Source organism: Streptomyces sp. NPDC001292 (assembly GCF_042896465.1).
GTDB lineage: Bacteria > Actinomycetota > Actinomycetes > Streptomycetales > Streptomycetaceae > Streptomyces.
In genome coordinates this window covers 1-21,354 of the sequence record NZ_JBIAXG010000042.1, presented here as the reverse complement: position 1 = coordinate 21,354, position 21,354 = coordinate 1, and the positions used below count along the sequence as shown (strand labels likewise).

The window sequence follows — 21,354 nt, the reverse complement described above, 5'->3', positions numbered from 1 at the left end:
AGCGAAGGCACAGCTCGAAGGGCGGAACACAGTGAAAGTCGCGGTGGCATTGCGGGTCAATGACAGTGATGCGCGGTTGTCGCTCGACAGCCGCGAGACCCTGTTGGACGCGCTGCGGGATCAGCTGGGGCTCCAGGGGACGAAGAAGGGGTGCGACCAGGGGGCGTGCGGTGCGTGCACCGTGCTGCTCGACGGGAAGCGGGTGCTGTCGTGCCTGACCCTGGCGGCGCAGTGCGACGGCCGTGAGGTGACGACGGTCGAGGGACTGGCGCCCGACGGGGACATGCATCCGGTACAGGAGGCCTTCGTCCGTCACGACGCCTTCCAGTGCGGCTACTGCACACCGGGGCAGATCATGTCGGCCGTCGCACTGCTGAAGGAGGGACGGGCGGGGTCCGACGAGGAGATCCGCGAGTTCATGAGCGGGAACCTGTGTCGCTGCGCCGCCTATCCGAACATCGTGGCCGCGATACGCGACGTCGCCGGACAGGAGGAGTCGCACGATGCTGGGCTTTGAGTACGTACGAGCCACCACCGTGGACGAAGCGGTCGCCGCTGTCACCCACGATCCCGAGGCCGCCTACCTGGCCGGCGGCACCACGCAACTGGACCTGGTACTGAAGGACGGCGTGTTCTCCCCGCAGAGGCTCGTCGACATCACCCGGCTGCCGCTGCGGGGCGTCAGCCGGATCGGAGGGATGCTCCAGGTCTCGGCTCTGACGACGATGGAGGATCTCGCGGCCGATCCGACGGTGGCCGAGGAGCTGCCGCTGGTGCGCGAGGCACTGTTGGCGGGCGCGTCGACGCAGCTGCGCAACATGGCGACCATCGGAGGGAACGTGCTGCAGCGCACGCGCTGCCGCTTCTTCCGCGACCCGGGGGTGGCGGCCTGCAACAAGCGCACCCCCGGTTCCGGCTGCGCGGCGGTCACTGGCCCCGCCCGGATGCACGCGATTCTCGGCGCGAGCGAGCGGTGCATCGCGCTGCACGCGTCCGACCTCTGTGTGGCTCTGGTCGCGCTGGACGCCGTCGTGGAGATCCGGGGCGCCGCGGGGCAGCGCACTGTTCCACTGCGGGAGTTCTACCTTCCGGCAGGGGAGCGGCCCGACCGTGAGAACGTGCTGGAGCACGGAGAGTTGGTCACAGGCATCCGCATTCCGCTGCTGCCCTCCGGTGCCCGCTCCGGATACCTGAAGGTGCGAGACCGCGCGTCGTACGAGTTCGCGCTCACCTCGGCGGCCGCCGCGCTGGTGATCGAGGACGGCGTGATCGTCACCGCGCGTCTGGCTCTCGGCGGTGTCGGGACCGTGCCCTGGCGCGCACCCGAGGCGGAGGAGATCCTCGTCGGCGCTCCGGCGGACGAGACGACGTTCCGCGCGGCCGCCGAGGCCGCGATCCTCGACCCGTTCACGGTGCCCGGTACCGCGTTCAAGGTCGAGCTCGCCAAGCGGACGGTCGTCCGAATCCTGCAGACCGTGTCGAGGAGTGAACGATGAACCGGACCAACGCGGGCGCGGCGCTCATCGGCGCCGGCGTCGACCGTGTCGACGGGCAGCCGAAAGTACACGGCCAGGCGCCCTTCCCCAACGACGTCACCTACCCGAACCTCGCCCACGCCGCGCTCGTCCGCAGCACGATCGCGGCTGGACGCGTCAGCCGTATCGACACCGGCACGGCCGAGTCCGCGCCTGGGGTTCTGACGGTGATCACCCACGAGAACATGCCCAAGCTCGAGCGCGGTCCGGCGTCGGTGCTCGGCCCCGCACCGATATCCCCCCTGCAGGACGACCTGGTGACGTACCACGGCCAGATCGTCGCGGTCGTCGTCGCCCAGACACCCCAACAGGCGACTGCGGCGGCACGCCTGGTCGAGGTCGAGTACGAGGCGACCGAGGGGGTTTTCGACCTTGACGACCCTCGCGGTGAACTGCGAGTCAACCCGTGGGGCACTGGCGGGCAGCGCGGCGATGCCGAAGCAGCGCTGGCGTCGGCGGACGTCACCTTCGAGGCGGAGTACGAGACCGCCGCCAACACCAACAACCCGATTGGCCTGTTCACGACCGTGGCGACGTGGGAGGGCGACACCCTCACGCTGCACGACTCGACTCAGTGGACGTCCAACGTCCGGACGGGCATCGCGACGCTCTTCGGCCTGTCCGAGGACGCGGTGCGCGTACACGCCCCCTTCCTCGGCGGCGGCTTCGGCGCGGGCCTGCGCGTGTGGCCCCACACGATCCTCGCCGTCGTCGCCGCGCGCGAGACGGGGTGTCCCGTCAAGCTGGTGCTGACCCGCCCGGAGATGTTCACGGGGCTCGGGCACCGGCCCCGTACCAAGCAGACCGTCAGGCTCGGCGCGACACGAACCGGGGAACTCGTCGCCCTCCAGCACTACTCGACCCTCGCGATCGGGATGGTCGACGAGATCCTCGAGCCGGTGACGCTCATCAGCCGCTCCGCGTACGCGTGCCCGAACATTGATGTCAGGGATGACGAGCGCCGGCTGAACATCCCGACGCCCGGGGCGTTTCGGGCACCGGGTGCGGCGCAGGGCGTCTTCGCGTTCGAGTCTGCGATGGACGAGTTGTCGTACCGCCTCGGCATGGACCCGGTGGAGCTGCGCTTGCGCAACTTCGCGGAGGTCGAGCCGGATTCGGGGCTTCCCTGGTCGAGCAACGGGTTGCGTGAGTGCTACTCGGCCGGCGCGGAGCGATTCGGCTGGTCGGAGCGGAATCCCGCGGTGGGGTCGATGCGGGACGGGCAGTGGCTGGTCGGCTACGGCGTCGCCGGAGTCTCCTACCACTGGTGGCAGGTGCGCTGTGAGGCGAGGGCGACCATCGGCCGCGACGGAACCGCGGTCGTGCGCAGTGCGGCCAGCGACATCGGAACGGGCACCCGCACGGTGATGACGCAGCTCACGGCGGAACTGCTGGGGCTCGATCTCGAGCAGGTCCGCTTCGACCTGGGCGACTCCAGCCTGCCGTGGTCGCCCGCGGCCGGCGGGTCAGGTCTCACCACGTCACTGGGTGGGGCCGTGCACGTCGCCTGCGGGGCGCTGCTGCGGAAGTTCCTCGGCTTGGCCGGGGGCGAGGCCGATTCACCGCTGGCAGGGTGCGGGATCGACGATGTCACGGTCACGAACGGGCGTGTGCACCGCAAAGGCGACCCGGGCGCGGGTGAGAGTTACACGGAGATCCTGGCCCGGCACGGCCTGGACGAACTGACCGCCGACGGGGAAGCGACCCCACCCGATCCGAGACAGACCCGCACGGCGCTCACACCGCCGTTCGCCGTGAAGTTCGCCGAGGTCAGGATCGATGCCGATCTGGGTATCCTCCGTCTTGCCCGCCTGGTGACCGCTGTGGACGCCGGACGGATCCTGAACGAGAAGCTCGCCCGCAGCCAGATCATCGGCGGCACGGTCGGCGGCATAGGCCAGGCGATCTTCGAAGACACCATCTTCGACCCCGGCACCGGGCGGGTCGCGAACGCAACGTTCGGCGACTACCTGATCCCCGTCAACGCCGACGTGCCGGACCTCGATGTCGTCTTCGTCGGACGGCCCGACCCGCAGACGCCGATCGGCACCAAGGGCGTCGGCGAGCTGGGGATCCCGGGCACGGCCGCCGCGATCGCGAATGCCGTCTACCACGCCACCGGGCGTCGAATCCGTTCCATCCCGATCACCATCGAGCAGCTGTTCTAGGGTTGCATGCTGATCGGGCCGCTCCCGCCGACCGGCGGGAGCGGCCCGATCGACGTCATGGAGCGGTCACCAGCGGGCGGCGTCGACGACGGCCGCGGCGAAGCCCCGGGGGTCCTCCTGGGGGACGTTGTGGCCGACGTCGAGGACGCGGTGGTCGTACTTGCCGGTGAACATGGCGCGGTACGCGGAGCCGTTGCCGGCCGGGGTGAACGGATCGTAGCGGCCGTCGATCGTGATCGTGGGTACGGCGATGGTCGGGGCCTGCTGCAGTACACGTTCCAGGTCCGCGTACTCCGGTTCGCTGGGCGCCAGGCTCTGCCGCCAGCGATAGTTGCCGACCACGATGGCGACATAGTCGGGGTTGTCGAAGGACGCCGCGGTGCGGTCGTAGGTGTCCTGGGAGAAGTCCCAGGTGGGTGAGTTGAACTTCCAGATGAACTGGCCGAGGTCGTGGCGGTACTGGGTGAGGCCCGCCACGCCGCGCTCGGTGGTGAAGTAGTACTGGTACCACCAGGCGTTCTCGGCCATGGGCGGCAGTGGCTTGCGGTTCGCGGCCAGATTGGTGATCAGATAGCCGGTCACCGAGACCAGGGCCCGGCAGCGGTGCGGCCATAGGGCCGCGATGATGTCGGCGGTGCGCGATCCCCAGTCGTAGCCGGCGATGACGGCCTGCTGGATGCGCAGCGCGTCCATCAGAGCGATGGTGTCCAGTGCGAAAGCGGCCTGATCGACGTTGCGCCGGGTGTCGGAGGACAGGAACGTCGTGCTGCCGTGGCCGCGGAAGTACGGGACGATCACTCGGTAGCCCTCGCTCGCCAGCAGCGGTGCCACCTCGACGTAGCTGTGGATGTCGTAGGGGAAACCGTGCAGCAGCAGCACGGGACGCCCGTGCGCCGGTCCCATCTCGATGTATCCGATGTTCAGTACACCGGCCTTGATCTGTTTCACCGGGCCGAACATCGTGCTCGTCGCCGCCGAACCGGCGCTGTGTGCCGGGAGGGGCTGCCCGGCGGCAGGGGCGGTGGAGCCGAGCTGGGTGAATGCCGCGGTCCCGGCGGCGATGCCCAGGAAGCGCCGTCGGTCTGGGCGAGAACCCATGAGTGACCTCCTTCGGTCAGGTCCGTGGTCGGCGTGCGGGGCCGGACCCGGAGCCGCGGCCCGCACCGGGATCACTGTGTGTGCGTCGGCCCGCACGTCGCGCCCGTGACTCACCCGGGCGCGGACCAGTGAAGTCCCTGGTGCGCCCGGTACCCGCCCCCTACCAGGCTGGTGGGCGGCGCCGGTGGCGGCGAACGGGATTCTCGCGGTGACCGTCGGGTCGGCGTCCCGACAGAGACGACTCCTGGGAGACAGCAGTGAGCCCGACCACGCCGGCCGCGACCGGAAGGCAGCGAACCCACCGGCTCCGTCCGCTACTGGGGCGCGATCCGAACGAGCAACACCGGACCGCGACACCCCTGGAGCTGCTGTACGACCTGTCCTTCGTCGTGGCGTTCGGCACCGCCGCGGAGCACCTCGCCCACTACCTGACGGCCGGGCAGGCGGGGACTGCGGTCACGGGCTTCCTCATCGCGGTGACCGCCGTGGTCGTGGCCTGGACCGACTACTCCTGGTTCGCCTCGGCGTTCGACAACGACGACTGGGCGTTCCGCGTCGCCACCATGGTGCAGATGGTCGGTGTGGTGATGGTGGCGCTGGGAACCGAGGAGATGTTCGCCTCGATCGAGGCCGACGGCGTGCTGGACGTCCACGTCATGGTGTTCGGGTACGTGGTGATGCGCAGCTCCACGGTCCTGCTGTGGTGGCGGGTCGCCCGCCGGGACCCCGCACGCACCGCGGCGGCCGGATCGAGGATCTGGACCATCGGGATCGCCCAGGTCGGATGGGTGGTCCTTGCCTTCTCCGGGCTGCGTCTGACGCCCTTCCTGATCGCGGGAGCCGGCTTTCTCGCCCTGGACGTCTTCGGACCGTGGATCTCCCAGCGCCACAAGCCGACCCCCTGGCACGCGCGTCACATCGCGGAGCGGCACGGACTGCTCGTCATCATCACCCTGGGCGAGGGGATCCTCGGAACGGTCGCCGCGCTCAACGTGCTCGTGCACACCGAGCACGGTTGGACGTTCGACGCGGTCCTGCTGGCTGTGGCAGGCATCGGGCTGACGTTCGGCACGTGGTGGATGTACTTCACCGTGCCCTGGGGCGAGGTCCTGAACCGGCACCGGGAGAGGTCCGCCTTCTGGAGCATCGGCCACATCGTGCTCGGGTAGAAGGTGCGGGCCAGCCGGTTCATGGCCAGGACGTCGAGACGGTGGTCGAGGATCAGTGCGGGGATGTTGGTGATGTTGTCCAGGGCGTGGAGCAGGCCGGGGCGTACTGACTCGGGCGCCTGGCGGGGCTGCGGCCGGGTGGGCTTGGCGAGGGCGAAGAGGTGGTCGCGTTCGGCGGCATCCAGCTTCAGGGCGCGGGCCACGGCGTCCAGGACGGCGGCCGAGGCGTGCGGGTTGCGGCCGCGTTCAAGGCGTACGTAGTAGTCGACGCTCACGCCGGCGAGCTGGGCGACCTCCTCGCGGCGCAGGCCGGGGACGCGGCGTACGCCGGGAGGTCGGGGCAGGCCTGCGGCCTCGGGGCTGACGCGGGCGCGGCGGGAGCGCAGGAAGTCCCGCAGGTCACTGTCGTTCATGGCTGGCGAGAGTAGCCGACCGGGGTGCTCAGAGGGGGGTAAGGCGTAACCCCCGTACGCCGTGCCAGGGGTTCGGTTCCCGTCTGCCGCTCCCTTCGCGGCGGTGGTGATCTGGATACGTCGCAACCGGGACCCACCTCTTCCGGAACTCCGAAGGGAACGAACCATGAGCACGTCCAAGATCGTTCTGATCACCGGTGCCTCCAGCGGTATCGGCGAGGCCACCGCCCGCCGGCTGGCCGCGTCCGGCCACCACGTCGTCCTCGGTGCCCGCCGCGTGGACCGCCTTGCCCGGCTGACGGCCGAGCTGAAGGAGGCCGGTCATGACGCGGAGTACGCGGAGCTGGACGTCACCGACCTCGACAGTGTGCGCGGCGTCGTCGACGACGTCCTCGCCCGGCACGGCCGGCTCGATGTCCTGGTCAACAACGCGGGCATCATGCCGCTGTCCATGGTCGAGGAGCTCCGGGTCGACGAGTGGAACCGGATGATCGACGTGAACCTGCGCGGCGTGCTGCACGGCATCGCCGCCGTCCTGCCGTCGATGCGCGAACGCCGCTCCGGACAGATCGTCAACGTCGCCTCCACCGCCGCCAACCGAGTCGACCCCACCGGCGTCGTGTACTCCGCGACGAAGTACGCCGTGCGCGCCGTGTCCGAAGGGCTGCGCCAGGAGACCCCCGACATCCGCGTCACCGTCGTCTGCCCCGGCCTCACTCGCACCGAACTCACCCACTCCGGAGGCACGGCCCAGCTCCAGGACGCGATCCGCGACGCGCTCAGCGCGGTCGGTCTCGACGCCTCGGCCATCGCGGACGCCATCGGCTACGCGGTCGACCAGCCCGAGGGCGTCGACGTCAACGAGCTCATCGTCCGCTCCACCGCCTCGCTCCAGGGCTGACGTCCACCCACCACCACACCAGCACGCCAGAAGGGAAGAAGGACAATGACGCAGCAGTTTGCGGGGAAGTCGGCACTGATCACCGGCGGGGGCAGCGGAATCGGCCGGGCCAGCGCCCTGGCGCTCGCGGCCGAAGGCGCCCTCGTGACCGTCGTCGGCCGCACCGAGGAGTCCCTGAAGGAGACGGTGCGCCTCATCGAGGCCGACGGCGGCACCGCCCGGTACGTCCTGGCCGACGTCTCACGGGAGGACGCCGTGGAGCGGGCGGTCGCGGCCGTGGTCGAAGGCACCGGCCGGCTCGACATCGCGCTCAACAACGCCGGCTACGACGGTGAGTTCCAGTACACCTGGGAGTACGACGCCGACATGCTCGACCGGATGCTCGCCACCAACACGCGCGGCGCGTTCCTGTCGATGAAGCACGAGCTGAAGCACATGGTCGCGCAGGGCTCCGGCGTCATCGTGAACATGGCCTCCGGCGCCGGGCTGGTCGGGGTCACCGGATTCTCCGGCTACACCGCCACCAAGGCGGCCGTGATCTCCATGACCAAGAGCACGGCGCTAGAGGCCGCGCCGCACGGAATCCGCGTCAACGCGGTGGCGCCCGGCCTGGTCGAGACCCCGATGATCGCGGTCATGGACCCGGACACCGAGCCCATGAAGTCGATCGTCGCCGCGCACCCGCTGGGCCGGATCGCCAGGGCCGAGGAGATCGCCGACGCCGTGGTCTGGCTCAGCTCCGAGCGGTCGAGCTTCGTCACCGGCGCGGTCATCCCGGTCGACGGCGGCTACACCGTCCCGTAACCGCGCACACCCTTTCGCCCGGCGTCGGGCGGGACTGGGCCCCAGCGGCCCGGTGATCCCGCCCGACGCCGGCCCAGCCACCGAGCGAAGCGACCAGAGGAGAACGACATGACCACCGGGACACCGGCCGCCGCGACGCGGGAGGCCACCATGCCAGCAGGCGGAACCGTCACGATCGGCGGGGACCTCACCGTCAGTCGCATCGGCTACGGAGCGATGCGACTGACCGGGCCGCGAGTCTGGGGCGACTACCCCGACCGCGCCCGGGCCGTGGGCGTGCTGCGCGCCGCCGTCGAGCGGGGCGTGAACCTCATCGACACCGCCGACGTCTACGGACCGCACAGCAACGAGGAACTGATCCGCGAGGCGCTCCACCCCTACCCGGACGACCTGGTGATCGCCACCAAGGGCGGCTTCGTGCGCGGCGGTCCCGACTACAGCGACCTGGGCGCGGTCGGCAACCGCAACTACCTGCGGCAGGCCGCTCACATGAGCCTGCGGCGGTTGGGCCTGGACCACATCGACCTCTACTACCTCCACTCACCAGCCATGACCGACGTCCCCTTCGAGGACATCGTCGGCACGCTCGCCGACATGCGGCGCAGCGGCCTCATCCGCCACATCGGACTGTCCAACATCAGCGCCGGCCAGCTCCGTACGGCCATGGCCATCACCGACATCGCGGCCGTCACCGTGCAGCACAACGTGGCGGTACGGGAGAACGAGGCCGTACGGCGGCTGGCGGGGGAGGCCGGGATCGTGTTCTCACCCTGGCACCCGGGAGATGTGCCCGCAGAAGGCGAAGGCGACCTCTTCCACGCGGTGATCGACCCGATCGCCGCCGCGCACAAAGCCACGCCGCGGCAGATCGCCCTCGCGTGGCAGCTGCACCTCGGCCCACGGACACTGCCCATCCCGGGCACGACCAGCGTGCGGCATCTGGAACAGAACCTCGCCGCCGCACGCATCCGCCTCAGAGCGGACGAGGTCGACGCCATCACGGCGCTCGTCCCCGAAGAGCACTGAGCAGGGGAGCAGCCTCTGCCCGGTTCCGCCTCCCCCTTCCCGGCCGACCGGCTCCTCATGACCACATCGACACCCTGCAGGACGACGTCGACCAGCGTGCCCGCGCCATGTGGCCCCATCGACACCCGAACGCCTCACCTGGCCCTTAAGCACTGGCCGGCGGCGGGAGCTCGGCCGCGACCCCTACGGCGATCTCGATGGCCCGGCCGGCAAGTGGTGAGTGGGTACGTCCGGCCCGCCAGTGCAGTCCGCGACACCGCCGACATCACGAATTCAAGTTCAGCAGCGGCCTGCCGGCCGGGCAGCACGGGCGGTCTAACGACCTCGTTGGACGCCTGCTGTTCTGCAGCCCCACCAAGCCCGGAAGCTGCGCGGACATCACCCACGCCCGCCAGTTGGGGCTGGTCAAGCTCCTCGCCAACGGGCCTGCGGTCGAGATCCTCGCCGATGCCGGATACCAGGGCCTGGGTGCGAAGACCGGCGGACGCGTGGTGACACCGCCGCACCGCAAGTTCAAGAAGAACGCCCCCGACTGGTATGAGGAGATGTACGAGCGCCAGCGCAAGGCGCATTCCTCGCGCTGTATCCGCGTTGAGCACGGCATTGCACACCTGAAGAACTAATCCCTTTCCAAGGGCATCCCGAGGGAGTCCCGCAGTTCCTCGGATGTTCGAGTCGGGTGCTGGATGTATGCCTTCTGAAGAACGGGCCTTGATGCCTCTCGCCAGACCGGTGACATCCAGCACTCACGAGCGTCAACACCTATCACGTCGGCCACTCGTTGGTGTTGGTGGTGCGAGCCCACTCTGCGGTGACCTCTTGATACGCCCGAGCCTTCAGGCTCCCGCGCGGACCGAGGCCCGTGGGATGCGCTGGTGCCACGAACGGCTCGTGAGGTGGCGGCACATCCGCGCAGCGGTTTGATGCCTGGGTTAGGGCCTGTGTGATGTCGTGATCAGTCTTGCTGATCCGGATCCCTCTGGAAGGCGGATCCGGTAGGAAGGCGGTCGTGACACGCAGGCAACTCACTGACGAGCAGTGGAAGTTGATTGAGCCGTTTCTGCCGATAGGCGAGTACGGCCCGTACCCCGGGCGGTTGCGGGATCAGTTCGAGGGGGTGATCTGGCGGTTCAGGACAGGCGCGCAGTGGCGGGAGATGCCGGGCGAGTTCGGGCCCTGGCCGACCGTGTACGGACGTTTCCGGGTCTGGAGGAACGCCGGCGTCTTCACCGCCCTGCTGGAGGGCCTGATCGCTGAAGCCGCGCGCCAGGGCAAGGCGGACTTGTCCCTGGTCAGTGTGGACTCCACGACCGTCCGCGCTCACCATGACGCCGCCGGGATGATCGTCGGCAAGGACGTCATGGAGGCTCTCGAGGAAGCCGCCGCCGAGCAGGAACAGGCCCGTCAAAAAGGGGCAACGAGGCGGAACAGAACGGGCGGGACGGCGGAAATGAGCCCGAGCGCGAAGAACGCCGACGCGTCCGCCGCCGACGCAGGCTCCGCCTGAAGGAAGCCCTGCTCGGAAGGTCCCGCGGCGGGTTGACCAGCAAGATTCATCTCGCTGCCGACCGAAAGCGCCGACCGCTGTCGTTCGTTCTGACCGCCGGGCAGGCCGCGGATAGTCCGCAGTTCGTCCCCGTGCTGAGGAAGATCCGCGTCCGTGTGCCGGTCGGCCGGCCCCGCACCCGGCCGGGCGCAGTCGCCGCGGACAAAGCGTACTCGTCTCGTGCCAACCGCGCCTACCTGCGGAAACGCCGCATCAAGGCGGTCATCCCGGAGAAGAAGGACCAGGCCGCCAACCGCAGGAAGAAAGGCAGCCGGGGCGGCCGGCCGGTCAGCCACGACGCCGGCCTTTACAAGGAACGCAACACCGTCGAGCGACTGATCAACCGGCTGAAGGACTGGCGCGGCATCGCCACACGCTTCGACAAGACGCCCGAGAGCTACCTCGCCGGCCTCGAACTCCGCGCCTCGATGATCTGGCTCGGAGATCTCCTGCAAGCAGCCGATTGATCACGACATCACACAGGCCCTAGTGCGACGCGTGGCCCGCATACGCTCGTGACCAGTCCCACACCCTCCGCAGGCGCCGCGTACTTGTCATGGCCGTAGCCAGCCTGCCCGCAGCGGCTGTGGGGTGTTGCCTACCGTAGGGCGCGAGGGACGCGGGGTGCGGTCGCGCTGCCCATGGCCCGTGCCACGTCGGGCTGCTGGCAGGGGGTTCGGCTGTGCCGGGGAGCCAGTGCAGCAGGGCGAGGGTGGACGGCTCGTCATGGCCGGGGACGTCGATCGGGACCACGTAGTGGCCGCTGGTGGTCGTGACGGGCTCGGGCACGGCGGACCGTACGGGAGGCGGCCAGGCTCTCCAGCTACCGCATCTCGCTGCGCTGCTGGCGGGCGGGGCGGCCGTCGCGTACGGAGAGACGGCCCACGAAGGAACTCCGGCCGGGCGGGGTGATGCGCCAGACGGCGTTGTCCTCGTACTGCTGGACATCCATCCGTACAGCTGTGTCTTCGAGGCCGTAGTGCTCGGTCAGCGCGGTGCGCGTCAGGTCTTCGAGCAGTTCAAGCTGCGGCATGAGGGAGCTGGGAAAAGGACCCTCCTCGGGGCGGGGGCGGGGTGGGCACGAGCCTAACGCGGTGGGTTCTCCCTGACGATCAGGCGTAGACGCTGTTGCACTGCTGGGCTGCCGTGTGCGGGAAGCCGCAGGCGGCGGACACGATGGCGAGGAAGCCTCTGCTGTAGCTGTCCCGCTCCTGCGCAAGCTAGGTGGGAGGGCGTCGTCGGTGGGGCCACGCCTCGAGGATCGGCTGCGCGCGACCTCGTTCGCGTCCTGTCGGCCCCCTGGTCCCCGGCCCCCTGGTCCCCGGGCCCCTGGCCCGGGGACCAGGGGGCCGACCAGGGAGGGACCAGGAGGGCCGACCAGGGACTCCACGGGCGCGAGCCCGGCACCTGGACGAGCAAGCTGGCCGGCACGACGACCGCACCGGGCCCGCTCCCCGACACCGGAACCGGAGACCGCCATGACCCACCGCGAGCTCGACGGCGTGTGGACGAGCCGCGAGGCCACCGCCATGAAGGCGGTCCCGCGCCGCCTGGTCATCCTCGGCGGCGGGCCCGTCGGCGTGGAGATGGCCCAGGCCGTACGCCGGCTCGGCGGCGAGGCGGCCATCGCCGACACCACCGCACATATCCTCGGCCGCGAACCCGCGCCCCTGGGGGAAACGTTCGGCGAGGTGCTGCGCCGCGACGGCGTCGAACTCGTGCTCTCGGCGAGCGCGATCGCCGCACGCGCGACGGCGACGCCTCCGTCCTGGAGTTCGCCGACGGGCGGGAGCTGCGCGGCGACAAGCTGCTCGTCGCCACCGGCAGACGCCCGCGCGTGCACGGCATCGGCCTGGAAAGCGTCGGGATCCAGCCGGACCCCCGCGGTGTCCCGGTCGACGCGCACCTCCGCGCCGGGGAACGCCTGTGGGCGATCGGTGACGTCACCGGCCTGTGGCCGCTCACCCATGTCGGCAAGTACCAGGGCCGTGTGGTCGCGGCCAACATCCTGGGGCAGCCGCTTACGGCGGACTACACGGCCGTACCGCGCGTCGCCTACACCGACCCACAGGCCGCGGCGGTGGGCTCGGCGGACAGTCGGTTCAGCGCCACGGTTCCCATCTCCGAGGTTGCGAAGACGGCGACGTACACCCGCGCGTATGCCGAGAGCCCCGGCTTCCTCACCCTGGTCAGCGACGGTGAATGCCTGACCGGAGCCTACGCGCTCGGCCCTGAGGCACGCGAGTGGCTGCAGCAGGCAACGCTGGCTATCCGGGCGCAGGTGCCTTTGGACGTCCTGATCTCACCGCCACGCTCCAAGCCCTCCGCGCCAAGATCGCGGCAGCAGGAACGGCCACGTGAAAGGTCCCGCAGCATGCGCTCACACATCGTGCCCGGCGGCACCCTCCCCGACTACGAGCTTTTCGACCATACCCACGTGCCCCGGAAGCTCAGCGAGTTGCAGGGCGACGACCCGCTCATCCTCACGCTCGCGCGCGGCCACTACTACCCGAAGGAGCACCAGCAGCATCTCGAACTCGCCGCCGCATACCCCAAGATCGCCGTGGCGTACACACGGATCGCCACGATCTCAACCGACGAGGACCGCACATCCCAGGAGTTCCGGAATTCCGTCGGCGCACCTTGGCCGTTCCTCTCGGACCCGGGGCGCATCGTTCAGCAGGACTTGGACATCCAGCCTGTGCCACGACCTGCGCGACGCCTCGCGCGAAATCCGTCCCGACTGGGACCTGGCCGCGCCGGGGCTCCGCGAGGCGTGGGACTCGGGCGACTACTCGCCGTTCCACGGCTGGAACAAGCGCGGCGGCCCCGAAGCGACCGCGCCGTAACACCGCAGCCCGGGCGTCCGCGACCGGGCCCGCGGTTCGGCGGCTCGCACTGTCGTGGTGCCGAGTCACCGCAACCGTCTTGCACGGTTTTCCGAGGGCGATCCTGACCAGATTCCCGTTCGAGAGACAATTCGGAGGACGCATGTTCGACAAATGGAGAAGATTCCTGCTGGCCGCAATGGCGCTCATAGTCGCCTGTGCTGTCGTTTTCGGAATGACGGCGCCGGCTTCGGCCGGGATCCAGGGTTTTCCCGGCGAGGAAACTCAGTACCATCCGGTGACCTATTCGGGCGGGCAAATTCATAGCCGCACCATCGAAGGGGAGGCGCGCGATAACCGCGGCAACATCCTTCATGTGTGGCGCGGCGCGGACAACGACAATATCTGGATCTCGTTGAGTAACGGGCCCGCGTACTCGCTGCCCGCAACGGCGGGGTCGCCCGATCAGGCGCAGACGGGGGCCGCCCCAACGGTGATCTGGACCGACGACGGGTACCGCGGGAACTTCCGGATCTTCCACACCGGTACGGATGGCCATATCTACCAGCACCGTATCCAGCTCACCACCGCATACGAGCTGCCGGCGACGCTGCCCTACGCGACGCAGATCCCCAACAACGCGCGAACCAACACTTCACAGCCCGTGGCGGCCGCCGCGCTTCCGGGCAACTCCTACATGCTCGCCTGGAACAGCCAGACCAACGACGACATCTGGACGATGTTCTACGACGGCACCACCACGACCTTCCAGTCTCCCCGGCTGGTTCCGAATGCCCAGAGCAGCAAGGCGCCGGCACTCGCCGCTCAAGTGAACGACGGTAACGATTCCGGTCCCTGGAACCAGGTCGTTCTCGCCTTCACAGGCATCGACGAGCACGTTTACATGGTGCGACAGCAGTACGGGACTTCCACCTGGACAAATCCGAAGTGGACTGAGGCCTGGACACGCTATTCGCCATCCGTCGCACTCTCCGGAAGCGGCTATGGCGTGATCACCGTCTCGGGATATGATTTCTATGTGGACAGCCTGCTGATCAAGCGGAATGGGGAGGTTTCGGGTCTTTACGACGATGCCGCCCTCTTTCAGTGGACAGGTTACTCCCCACTGGCCGTGATAAGCGGTAACTCTCTCTTTTACGTCCGTAACGGTGGCGTCAGCGATGGACTCTGGTGGAAGTTTGTCACCGATTTCGGGTCCTGGGCCACGCCTCCGGCCCCGCAGTGGTGAGGCCGGGAAAGGTTTCGGGTCCAGGACTTCGGCCAGGTCGGACGACGTCCGAATCGCCGTTGTCTGCCATCCCAGCGAGGACTGAAAGCCTGGCAGGCATGGGCCGGGAAGATTATGGACTTCTCAACGCCCCGTGGTCCGAACCGTGTCCGCCATCCCAGCCTGCACGGGCCTTCGCACCTCAGCGGGCTCCTGGGCGATCACCCGGTCCTGACACCGACGCCCAGCGTCGGTGTCAGGACCGACCGGGCTCGAACCCGGTGGTGCGCATGAGCTGCCGGCAGCGCCCGGGAGCTCGAAGACGAGCTGAGCTCTGGCTGCGGATCATGCGGGCGGCTCCCTGAATCGGCCTCACCCCGCATACAAACAACGCGATGACGCAGAAATGAGATCACGTGAGACATTTTCGACGAGCGGCCGTTTTTCTGTCCGGCCTGCTGCTCGCCCTATCATCGCCGGTGCTCGCGCCAGGGGCGTCGGCGGCCGTCTCGGCGCCGACCCTCTCAACGACGGCCGGACCGGGGGCGGACGGACCGGATCTCAGTTACGCCAACCGTACGCTCCCGCCCACCGGCCTGCCGGACTGGTCGCGCGTGGGATATCTGGGCGGCCAGACGCTGCCCGGCGACGGAGACGTGACCGACGATGCCTCCTGCCGGATCAGCCCGGGACAACTCGCCTCCAGGTACCAGGTGATCCCGGACGACGGGGCCGATGACACCACCGGGCTGCAGAACGCGATCAACGACATCAAGAGCCAGTGCTCGTCGAACGCCAACTTCCACCGGCTCTCGCTCATCACGTTGCCGTCCGGGCGCCTTGATGTGTCCCGGCAGATGTACGTCGATGCCAGCTTCCTGATCCTGCGCGGGCAGGGCTCCGGCGAAGGCGGCACGCAACTGGTGTTCCGGCCGGACGTCAACACCCGCTACGACACGCTGACCAACGGCCGCTGGAATCAGGACGGCATGCAGGCCGGCAGCGGCAACGACATCGGAACGGGCGGGTGGATATGGCCAGGGCGTGGCATGTTCCGGGTGCAGACCCGGGACATCGCGGATCGGTACAAGGACGACCACGCGGCGGCCCCGGCCAACCGCAAGGACATCTTCGAGGGCAGCGTCAACCAGCACTGGGTCTCCGGCATCAAGCTGTCCGCCGCGTCGTACGACCCGGGGTTCTCGGCCCGGCAGGGGGACAACATCGTCCGGCTGGCCTCGAATGCCGACATGTCGAAGTTCACGCTGGGCGGCTACGTCTGGGTGGGCGCGGCCAACAGCGTCAAGTTCTACGAGCAGCAGGGCGTCACTGACCGGAGCATGATGGAGAACCTCCACATGCGCCAGCAGCTGTTCCGGGTCACCCGCATCGACCCCGCGGCCAAAACGATCACGCTGGACCGCCCGCTGGAGTGGGACCTGCCCGTCGACTCCGCCTCGGACGGCTCCGATCCGCTGGGCGACACGCCGTATGCCAGCAAGGTCACCCCGCTGAAGACCGTCGAAGGCGTTGGGTTCGAGGACTTCGCCTTCACCCAGGACATGAACGGCCTGCCGAAGCTGGCTGGGGGCACGTACCAGCTGACCGCTGACCAGGCCGTGCACAACTACGGCAACATGGCGCCCGAGTACGCGATGCATGGCATCGTCTTCAAATGGGCCGCCAACAGCTGGGCGCGCGGGCTCAAAGCCACGATGACCGGCTCGCACCCGATCGTCACGGAGAACGCGCGCAACCTGCAGATCGAGCGCAACAGCTTCGACGGCGCCTGGAACAAGGGCAAGGGCGGCAACGGCTACCTGCGCGGCAGCCGGGTGTGGGACTCGCTGTGGGCCTACAACATCAGCCGCAACCTGCGCCACTTCACCTTCCAGTGGTCGGCCAGCGGCAACGTCGCCTTCCGCAACGACCTCGATTCGGACCTCAACCTGCACGGTGGCTGGGAACACTACAACCTGTTCGAGCAGAACACGGTGAGGGTCCCGTACGAGCACCGCTCGGCCAACTGCCAGACCAACTGCGGCGGGGAGGGCGGCGAGACAGACGCAGGGACCTGGTATCCGATCTGGTGGGCAGCCGGTCCCAAGGCGGTCAAGTGGTCCGGCTCCTCGGGACCGCAGAACGTCTTCTACAACAACACGCTGATCAAGCAGACCACGCCGGGCGGGCTGTTCGAGCCGTATGCGCCGTACTCGACCGGCAGCTCGGGCGCCCAGGCCGGAACCATCTTCCAGTTCGGCTCCAACAACGCCGACCCGCACCGGTTCCAGCCACTGAGCCAGGAGGGCCAGGCGATCCCAGACTGGACTGGCCGGGAAACCCTGGGCTACCAGGGGAAGGGAGTGGTGACCCAGGACGCGGGCAACCGATCGTCGCTGTTCCTGCGTGACACCGGCGGCGAGCTCGACCCCCGCCGGAGCAACAGCCGCAAGGTGATCACCTGGAATATGCGGGGCACGGGCACCGGCTCCGGATCGTACGAGGACAAGTACAGCCAGGTGAACGCGCTGGCGCAGCAGACAGGCGCTGACGTCATCCTCCTGCAAGAGGCCGGCGGCCCGCCCGCAACCGCCCAGCACCTGCGGGACATTCCGGAATACCCGCCAGTAATGGAGACGCCCGACGAGGACGATCCCCCCGTGGAGAGCGGCATCATCCTCACCGATGCCGCGGTGGCCAGGGTCAGGAGCCTGATTGAGCAGGAGGAGGACCACGACAACCTCGCGCTGCGTGTCTTCGTTCAGCCGGGTGGCTGCTCAGGGCTGAACTACAGGTTACTTTTGGACGACCGATTGCTCGACGGCGACGTCGTCGAGGAGTTCGGTGGCGTGCGCGTCGTCATCGATCGGTTGAGCGCCCCGTACTTGAACGGTGCAACGGTCGACTTCGTCGACACCTCCGAGGAGTGGGGCTTCACCATCGATAACCCGAACGCCCCCCGCTCCTGCCACGAAATCATTGACCTTACCCCCCCGGTCCAGGAGTACCGAATTGGCCAGATGGCAGCCCGGCCGGCTGGATACCTGTACTGGCTGCACACAGACGAGGTCAACCTGGCCATCGCGACCCGTACGCGGGTCCGGAATGTGTACACCACCGAGGCAGCGTTCGGTGTGGAGGTGGACGGCGTTGTCTACTTCACGGTGCACGGGCTCTCGGAAAGCGGCAACGAGGCTGCCCACCTGCTGGGCGACATCCGAACCAGGATGGCGAACGCGGGCCCCGGCGGGACGGCGCTGCCCTGGATCGCCCTGGGCAGCTGGAACCGCGCCCCGTATTCCCCGGCGGATGGCACACCGGACACGTCTTTGTCCACGGCGCTCAACCAGCGATTCCCTGCGCAGTTCACCGTTTTCGCCCCGCCGTTGCCGACGTATCCGACTCGTCCGATTCAGGACCCGAATTATGGCGGCACGCCGAGAACCCTCGACTACGCGGTCACTCTCACCGGCCCCTACGCGGCTCCCACCGTCACCGGAGTAGCCCGGATCAACGGGACGCAGTCGGACCACTATCCTGTCCTGTACCAGCTCGCCGATTTGCCGAATCCCCCGACACCTGCGGCGCAGGCGGTGCCGAACCCGCCGGTTGCGGCTGTGATGCGCAACGCCGCCACCACCAACGTGGCTGGCCCTTCCAGCAGCGACAGCCACGTGATCAGCGACGGGCCGATCAACCAGGCCAACCTGCCGACACAGACGTTCAGTCTGGCGCCCGAGCCTGAGTTCCCCGGCTACTACCGTCTGATCCACCGCGCGAGCGGCCGCTATCTGGGCCAGGAGAGCAGCGTCCGCAACGCACGGATGGTGCTGTGGCCGAACGAGGCGCATGATCAGCTCTGGCGGCCGGTCTATCAGGGCGACGGCACCTGGACCCTGCAAAACCTGGTCACCGAGCAGTTGCTCACGGCCGTCAACAGCGGCGACCCGCTGGCGGGTCGCGACTTCGACGGCTCGGCCGCCCAGCGCTGGTTCCTTCAGGCCCCCCACCTAGCTGCAAACGTCGAAGAGATCGCCCTGAGAGAGACGCCTCTGGTGGTCAATGTCACGGGAGGCTACACCGAGGAGGACACCCCGCTGGAACTGCGCCAGAACAATGCTGCGTCCAGCAAGCGGTTCACCGTGATCTACGCTGATCGAACCGGCGAGGATAACTGCTATTACCTGGCCTATGGCGGGAAGTACATCAACTCGACGGCGGTCCATCCACGAGAACCGCGCGACGGCGGCGGGATCACGCTGAACGCATTCCGCCCCAACGACGACGGCTACCTGTGGTGTACAACGCTCGACGACACGGTCGGGTGGTTCATCAGCAACCACACGGCCCCGGACGAGCGCCTGTACCTCACCGCTGACGGGGCAGGCACCCAGTTGACCATCAGTTCGCGCGGACCCGGTCTCCCTGTGGACGTCTGGGAATGGGTGCCGGTCACCCAGTGAGCCCCTTCCGTGCGCCCAGCAGAACAGGAGGTGACACCGTGACGTAGCGATGTTGTCGCTGTTCGGAAGCTCGTCGTTGCCTGCCGGTGGAAGTCCGGTCCGGGTAGCTGCCAGGAGGCCCGGTAGCAGGCTGGCGGCGTCGGAGGGAAACGTCCGGTGCAGCCATTCCCCCCGCTGCTTCAGCAAGATCGGCAGATTCGCGAGGGAACGCATCGCGCACTTCATCAGCCGCAAGCACCGGCGCAGCCGGGCCTTCGGCTGGTGGGTGCTGACCGTTGCGTCCCCGAACGAACTTTGCTTGATCAGCCCGTACGGGACCGTCGTGGCACCTAGGGCCTGTGTGATGTCGTGATCAGTCTTGCTGATCCGGATCCCTCTGGAAGGCGGATCCGGTAGGAAGGCGGTCGTGACACGCAGGCAACTCACTGACGAGCAGTGGAAGTTGATTGAGCCGTTTCTGCCGATAGGCGAGTACGGCCCGTACCCCGGGCGGTTGCGGGATCAGTTCGAGGGGGTGATCTGGCGGTTCAGGACAGGCGCGCAGTGGCGGGAGATGCCGGGCGAGTTCGGGCCCTGGCCGACCGTGTACGGACGTTTCCGGGTCTGGAGGAACGCCGGCGTCTTCACCGCCCTGCTGGAGGGCCTGATCGCTGAAGCCGCGCGCCAGGGCAAGGCGGACTTGTCCCTGGTCAGTGTGGACTCCACGACCGTCCGCGCTCACCATGACGCCGCCGGGATGATCGTCGGCAAGGACGTCATGGAGGCTCTCGAGGAAGCCGCCGCCGAGCAGGAACAGGCCCGTCAAAAAGGGGCAACGAGGCGGAACAGAACGGGCGGGACGGCGGAAATGAGCCCGAGCGCGAAGAACGCCGACGCGTCCGCCGCCGACGCAGGCTCCGCCTGAAGGAAGCCCTGCTCGGAAGGTCCCGCGGCGGGTTGACCAGCAAGATTCATCTCGCTGCCGACCGAAAGCGCCGACCGCTGTCGTTCGTTCTGACCGCCGGGCAGGCCGCGGATAGTCCGCAGTTCGTCCCCGTGCTGAGGAAGATCCGCGTCCGTGTGCCGGTCGGCCGGCCCCGCACCCGGCCGGGCGCAGTCGCCGCGGACAAAGCGTACTCGTCTCGTGCCAACCGCGCCTACCTGCGGAAACGCCGCATCAAGGCGGTCATCCCGGAGAAGAAGGACCAGGCCGCCAACCGCAGGAAGAAAGGCAGCCGGGGCGGCCGGCCGGTCAGCCACGACGCCGGCCTTTACAAGGAACGCAACACCGTCGAGCGACTGATCAACCGGCTGAAGGACTGGCGCGGCATCGCCACACGCTTCGACAAGACGCCCGAGAGCTACCTCGCCGGCCTCGAACTCCGCGCCTCGATGATCTGGCTCGGAGATCTCCTGCAAGCAGCCGATTGATCACGACATCACACAGGCCCTAGGGCAGGAAAACCCTTGCGGGAAAGACCGAATGCCGCCGGTGAACGGCGTCGGTGAGCCGTGTGCGGGGAGAACCGCACGCACGGTTCGATGCGGCGGGGGCTGGAAACGGAGCGGACGTACTCCGCCACCGCGCCAGCCCCCCGACCCTACAAGCTGCTTCTGCAGTACGGTGGTTGGGCTGACAACGTGGTGAAGCCCCTGGTAGATGGGTTTTCGACCAAGGGAACCGTCTCCAGCAGAGGCTTCAACACGCTTGTTTACCCGTCGGGCGTCGACGTGTCCAGCTCTGCCCTCCGTTTCCTCACGCAGCAGTTGCGGCGGCACCGCCGTGCGATCGGTTCCGTTGGCCGCGCTTGAGCGCCGGCCGTCAGGCCCTGCTGACACTCGCCCATCTGCGGGTGGGGCACACGTATGCCCAGCTCGCGGCCGGGTTCGGCGTCGGAACCACGACGGCCTATGTCACCGAGGCTCTCGAGCTCCTGGCCGCCCTCGCCCTCAGCCTGACCGACGTGGTGCGGACCGCGTCGGTGAAGGCATACCTGATCCTGGACGGCACGGTGCGCCACGAGGCGCTTGAAGACCGGGCGGGGGTGAAAGGACCCCGCCACCGGGCTGTCGCAGCAGTCCGGTTGAAGCTGAGGGCAGGCTGATCCGGGGGACGCCGGTGAGGGTGGGAAGCGGCCCTGACAGCGCCGGGGCGTGCTGGCACTGCCGGACGGTGCGGGCCCGGCAAGCGAGACG

13 protein-coding genes and 7 pseudogenes are annotated in these 21,354 nt (G+C 68.4%); 17 read left to right on the top strand and 3 right to left on the bottom strand.

Features of this window, described 5'->3' with window-relative positions; translation table 11 throughout:
- Nucleotides 1-43 precede the first annotated feature (43 nt).
- From ACFY4A_RS32900 to ACFY4A_RS32890, 3 genes are read left to right on the top strand one after another with little or no spacing between them, the layout of a single operon-like run.
- Nucleotides 44-517, top strand: a complete 474-nt coding sequence (locus tag ACFY4A_RS32900; protein ID WP_390832978.1) for a (2Fe-2S)-binding protein — start codon at nt 44-46, stop codon at nt 515-517.
- Complete coding sequence (locus ACFY4A_RS32895; RefSeq protein WP_390832977.1) at nt 504-1,496, top strand: FAD binding domain-containing protein; 993 nt, start codon at nt 504-506, stop codon at nt 1,494-1,496. Before ACFY4A_RS32900 ends, ACFY4A_RS32895 begins: the two co-directional genes overlap by 14 nt.
- A complete protein-coding gene (locus ACFY4A_RS32890) occupies nt 1,493-3,703 on the top strand; it encodes a xanthine dehydrogenase family protein molybdopterin-binding subunit (protein ID WP_390832976.1) in 2,211 nt (736 codons plus the stop codon). The genes ACFY4A_RS32895 and ACFY4A_RS32890 overlap by 4 nt, the downstream gene beginning before the upstream one ends.
- A 66-nt stretch (nt 3,704-3,769) precedes the next feature.
- On the opposite strand, the gene ACFY4A_RS32885 is transcribed toward ACFY4A_RS32890, so the two are convergent.
- On the bottom strand, nt 3,770-4,801 hold the full coding sequence (locus tag ACFY4A_RS32885) for an alpha/beta fold hydrolase (protein WP_390832975.1): 1,032 nt from the start codon (nt 4,799-4,801) through the stop codon (nt 3,770-3,772).
- 257 nt (nt 4,802-5,058) lie between these two features.
- Here ACFY4A_RS32885 and ACFY4A_RS32880 point away from each other — a divergent pair, with 257 nt between their 5' ends.
- A complete protein-coding gene (locus ACFY4A_RS32880; protein ID WP_390832974.1) occupies nt 5,059-5,970 on the top strand; it encodes a low temperature requirement protein A in 912 nt (303 codons plus the stop codon).
- 44 nt (nt 5,971-6,014) lie between these two features.
- On the opposite strand, the pseudogene ACFY4A_RS32875 reads toward ACFY4A_RS32880, so the two are convergent.
- Nucleotides 6,015-6,383 (bottom strand): annotated as a pseudogene (locus tag ACFY4A_RS32875) (helix-turn-helix domain-containing protein); the annotation flags it as partial.
- Nucleotides 6,384-6,549: 166 nt separating this feature from the next.
- Here ACFY4A_RS32875 and ACFY4A_RS32870 point away from each other — a divergent pair.
- The 5 genes and pseudogenes from ACFY4A_RS32870 (at nt 6,550) to ACFY4A_RS32850 (ending at nt 11,127) form a co-directional block, all read left to right on the top strand.
- Entirely contained in the window at nt 6,550-7,284 is a 735-nt protein-coding gene (locus tag ACFY4A_RS32870; RefSeq protein ID WP_390832973.1) for an SDR family oxidoreductase, read from the top strand.
- A 45-nt stretch (nt 7,285-7,329) separates the two neighbouring features.
- Nucleotides 7,330-8,088: an SDR family NAD(P)-dependent oxidoreductase gene (locus ACFY4A_RS32865; protein ID WP_390832972.1), complete on the top strand. Its 759-nt coding sequence runs from the start codon at nt 7,330-7,332 to the stop codon at nt 8,086-8,088.
- Between the two features lie 108 nt (nt 8,089-8,196).
- On the top strand, nt 8,197-9,114 hold the full coding sequence (locus ACFY4A_RS32860) for an aldo/keto reductase (RefSeq protein WP_390832971.1): 918 nt from the start codon (nt 8,197-8,199) through the stop codon (nt 9,112-9,114).
- 197 nt (nt 9,115-9,311) lie between these two features.
- Entirely contained in the window at nt 9,312-9,737 is a 426-nt protein-coding gene (locus ACFY4A_RS32855; RefSeq protein WP_390832970.1) for a transposase family protein, read from the top strand.
- Nucleotides 9,738-10,123: 386 nt separating this feature from the next.
- Nucleotides 10,124-11,127: pseudogene (locus ACFY4A_RS32850) on the top strand (IS5 family transposase).
- Between the two features lie 356 nt (nt 11,128-11,483).
- Here ACFY4A_RS32850 and ACFY4A_RS32845 read toward each other — a convergent pair.
- On the bottom strand, nt 11,484-11,693 hold the full coding sequence (locus tag ACFY4A_RS32845) for a hypothetical protein (RefSeq protein WP_390832969.1): 210 nt from the start codon (nt 11,691-11,693) through the stop codon (nt 11,484-11,486).
- Between the two features lie 445 nt (nt 11,694-12,138).
- On the opposite strand from ACFY4A_RS32845, the pseudogene ACFY4A_RS32840 reads away from it, so the two are divergent.
- The 8 genes and pseudogenes from ACFY4A_RS32840 to ACFY4A_RS32805 form a co-directional block, all read left to right on the top strand.
- Nucleotides 12,139-12,396: pseudogene (locus ACFY4A_RS32840) on the top strand (FAD-dependent oxidoreductase); the annotation flags it as partial.
- Nucleotides 12,397-12,422: 26 nt separating this feature from the next.
- Nucleotides 12,423-12,947: pseudogene (locus ACFY4A_RS32835) on the top strand (FAD-dependent oxidoreductase); the annotation flags it as partial.
- Between the two features lie 87 nt (nt 12,948-13,034).
- Nucleotides 13,035-13,616, top strand: coding sequence for a redoxin domain-containing protein (locus ACFY4A_RS32830; RefSeq protein ID WP_390833034.1), 582 nt, complete (start codon nt 13,035-13,037; stop codon nt 13,614-13,616).
- 35 nt (nt 13,617-13,651) lie between these two features.
- Entirely contained in the window at nt 13,652-14,737 is a 1,086-nt protein-coding gene (locus tag ACFY4A_RS32825; protein ID WP_390832968.1) for a hypothetical protein, read from the top strand.
- 2,609 nt (nt 14,738-17,346) lie between these two features.
- Nucleotides 17,347-17,685: pseudogene (locus tag ACFY4A_RS32820) on the top strand (HesB/IscA family protein); the annotation flags it as partial.
- A gap of 51 nt (nt 17,686-17,736) precedes the next feature.
- On the top strand, nt 17,737-19,179 hold the full coding sequence (locus tag ACFY4A_RS32815; RefSeq protein ID WP_390833033.1) for an RICIN domain-containing protein: 1,443 nt from the start codon (nt 17,737-17,739) through the stop codon (nt 19,177-19,179).
- Nucleotides 19,180-19,585: 406 nt separating this feature from the next.
- A pseudogene (locus ACFY4A_RS32810) lies at nt 19,586-20,589 on the top strand (IS5 family transposase).
- 222 nt (nt 20,590-20,811) lie between these two features.
- Nucleotides 20,812-21,173: pseudogene (locus tag ACFY4A_RS32805) on the top strand (transposase family protein); the annotation flags it as partial.
- Between the last annotated feature and the right edge of the window lie 181 nt (nt 21,174-21,354).

What these genes read in the sequence shown, in the direction of transcription:
- ACFY4A_RS32895 (WP_390832977.1), top strand. Translation starts at nt 504, where the DNA reads ATGCTGGGCTTTGAGTACGTACGAGCCACCACCGTGGACGAAGCGGTC.
- ACFY4A_RS32890 (WP_390832976.1), top strand. Translation starts at nt 1,493, where the DNA reads ATGAACCGGACCAACGCGGGCGCGGCGCTCATCGGCGCCGGCGTCGAC.
- ACFY4A_RS32885 (WP_390832975.1), bottom strand. Translation starts at nt 4,801, where the DNA reads ATGGGTTCTCGCCCAGACCGACGGCGCTTCCTGGGCATCGCCGCCGGG.
- ACFY4A_RS32870 (WP_390832973.1), top strand. Translation starts at nt 6,550, where the DNA reads ATGAGCACGTCCAAGATCGTTCTGATCACCGGTGCCTCCAGCGGTATC.
- ACFY4A_RS32865 (WP_390832972.1), top strand. Translation starts at nt 7,330, where the DNA reads ATGACGCAGCAGTTTGCGGGGAAGTCGGCACTGATCACCGGCGGGGGC.
- ACFY4A_RS32860 (WP_390832971.1), top strand. Translation starts at nt 8,197, where the DNA reads ATGACCACCGGGACACCGGCCGCCGCGACGCGGGAGGCCACCATGCCA.
- ACFY4A_RS32855 (WP_390832970.1), top strand. Translation starts at nt 9,312, where the DNA reads ATGGCCCGGCCGGCAAGTGGTGAGTGGGTACGTCCGGCCCGCCAGTGC.
- ACFY4A_RS32845 (WP_390832969.1), bottom strand. Translation starts at nt 11,693, where the DNA reads ATGCCGCAGCTTGAACTGCTCGAAGACCTGACGCGCACCGCGCTGACC.
- ACFY4A_RS32830 (WP_390833034.1), top strand. Translation starts at nt 13,035, where the DNA reads ATGCGCTCACACATCGTGCCCGGCGGCACCCTCCCCGACTACGAGCTT.
- ACFY4A_RS32825 (WP_390832968.1), top strand. Translation starts at nt 13,652, where the DNA reads ATGTTCGACAAATGGAGAAGATTCCTGCTGGCCGCAATGGCGCTCATA.
- ACFY4A_RS32815 (WP_390833033.1), top strand. Translation starts at nt 17,737, where the DNA reads ATGGCAGCCCGGCCGGCTGGATACCTGTACTGGCTGCACACAGACGAG.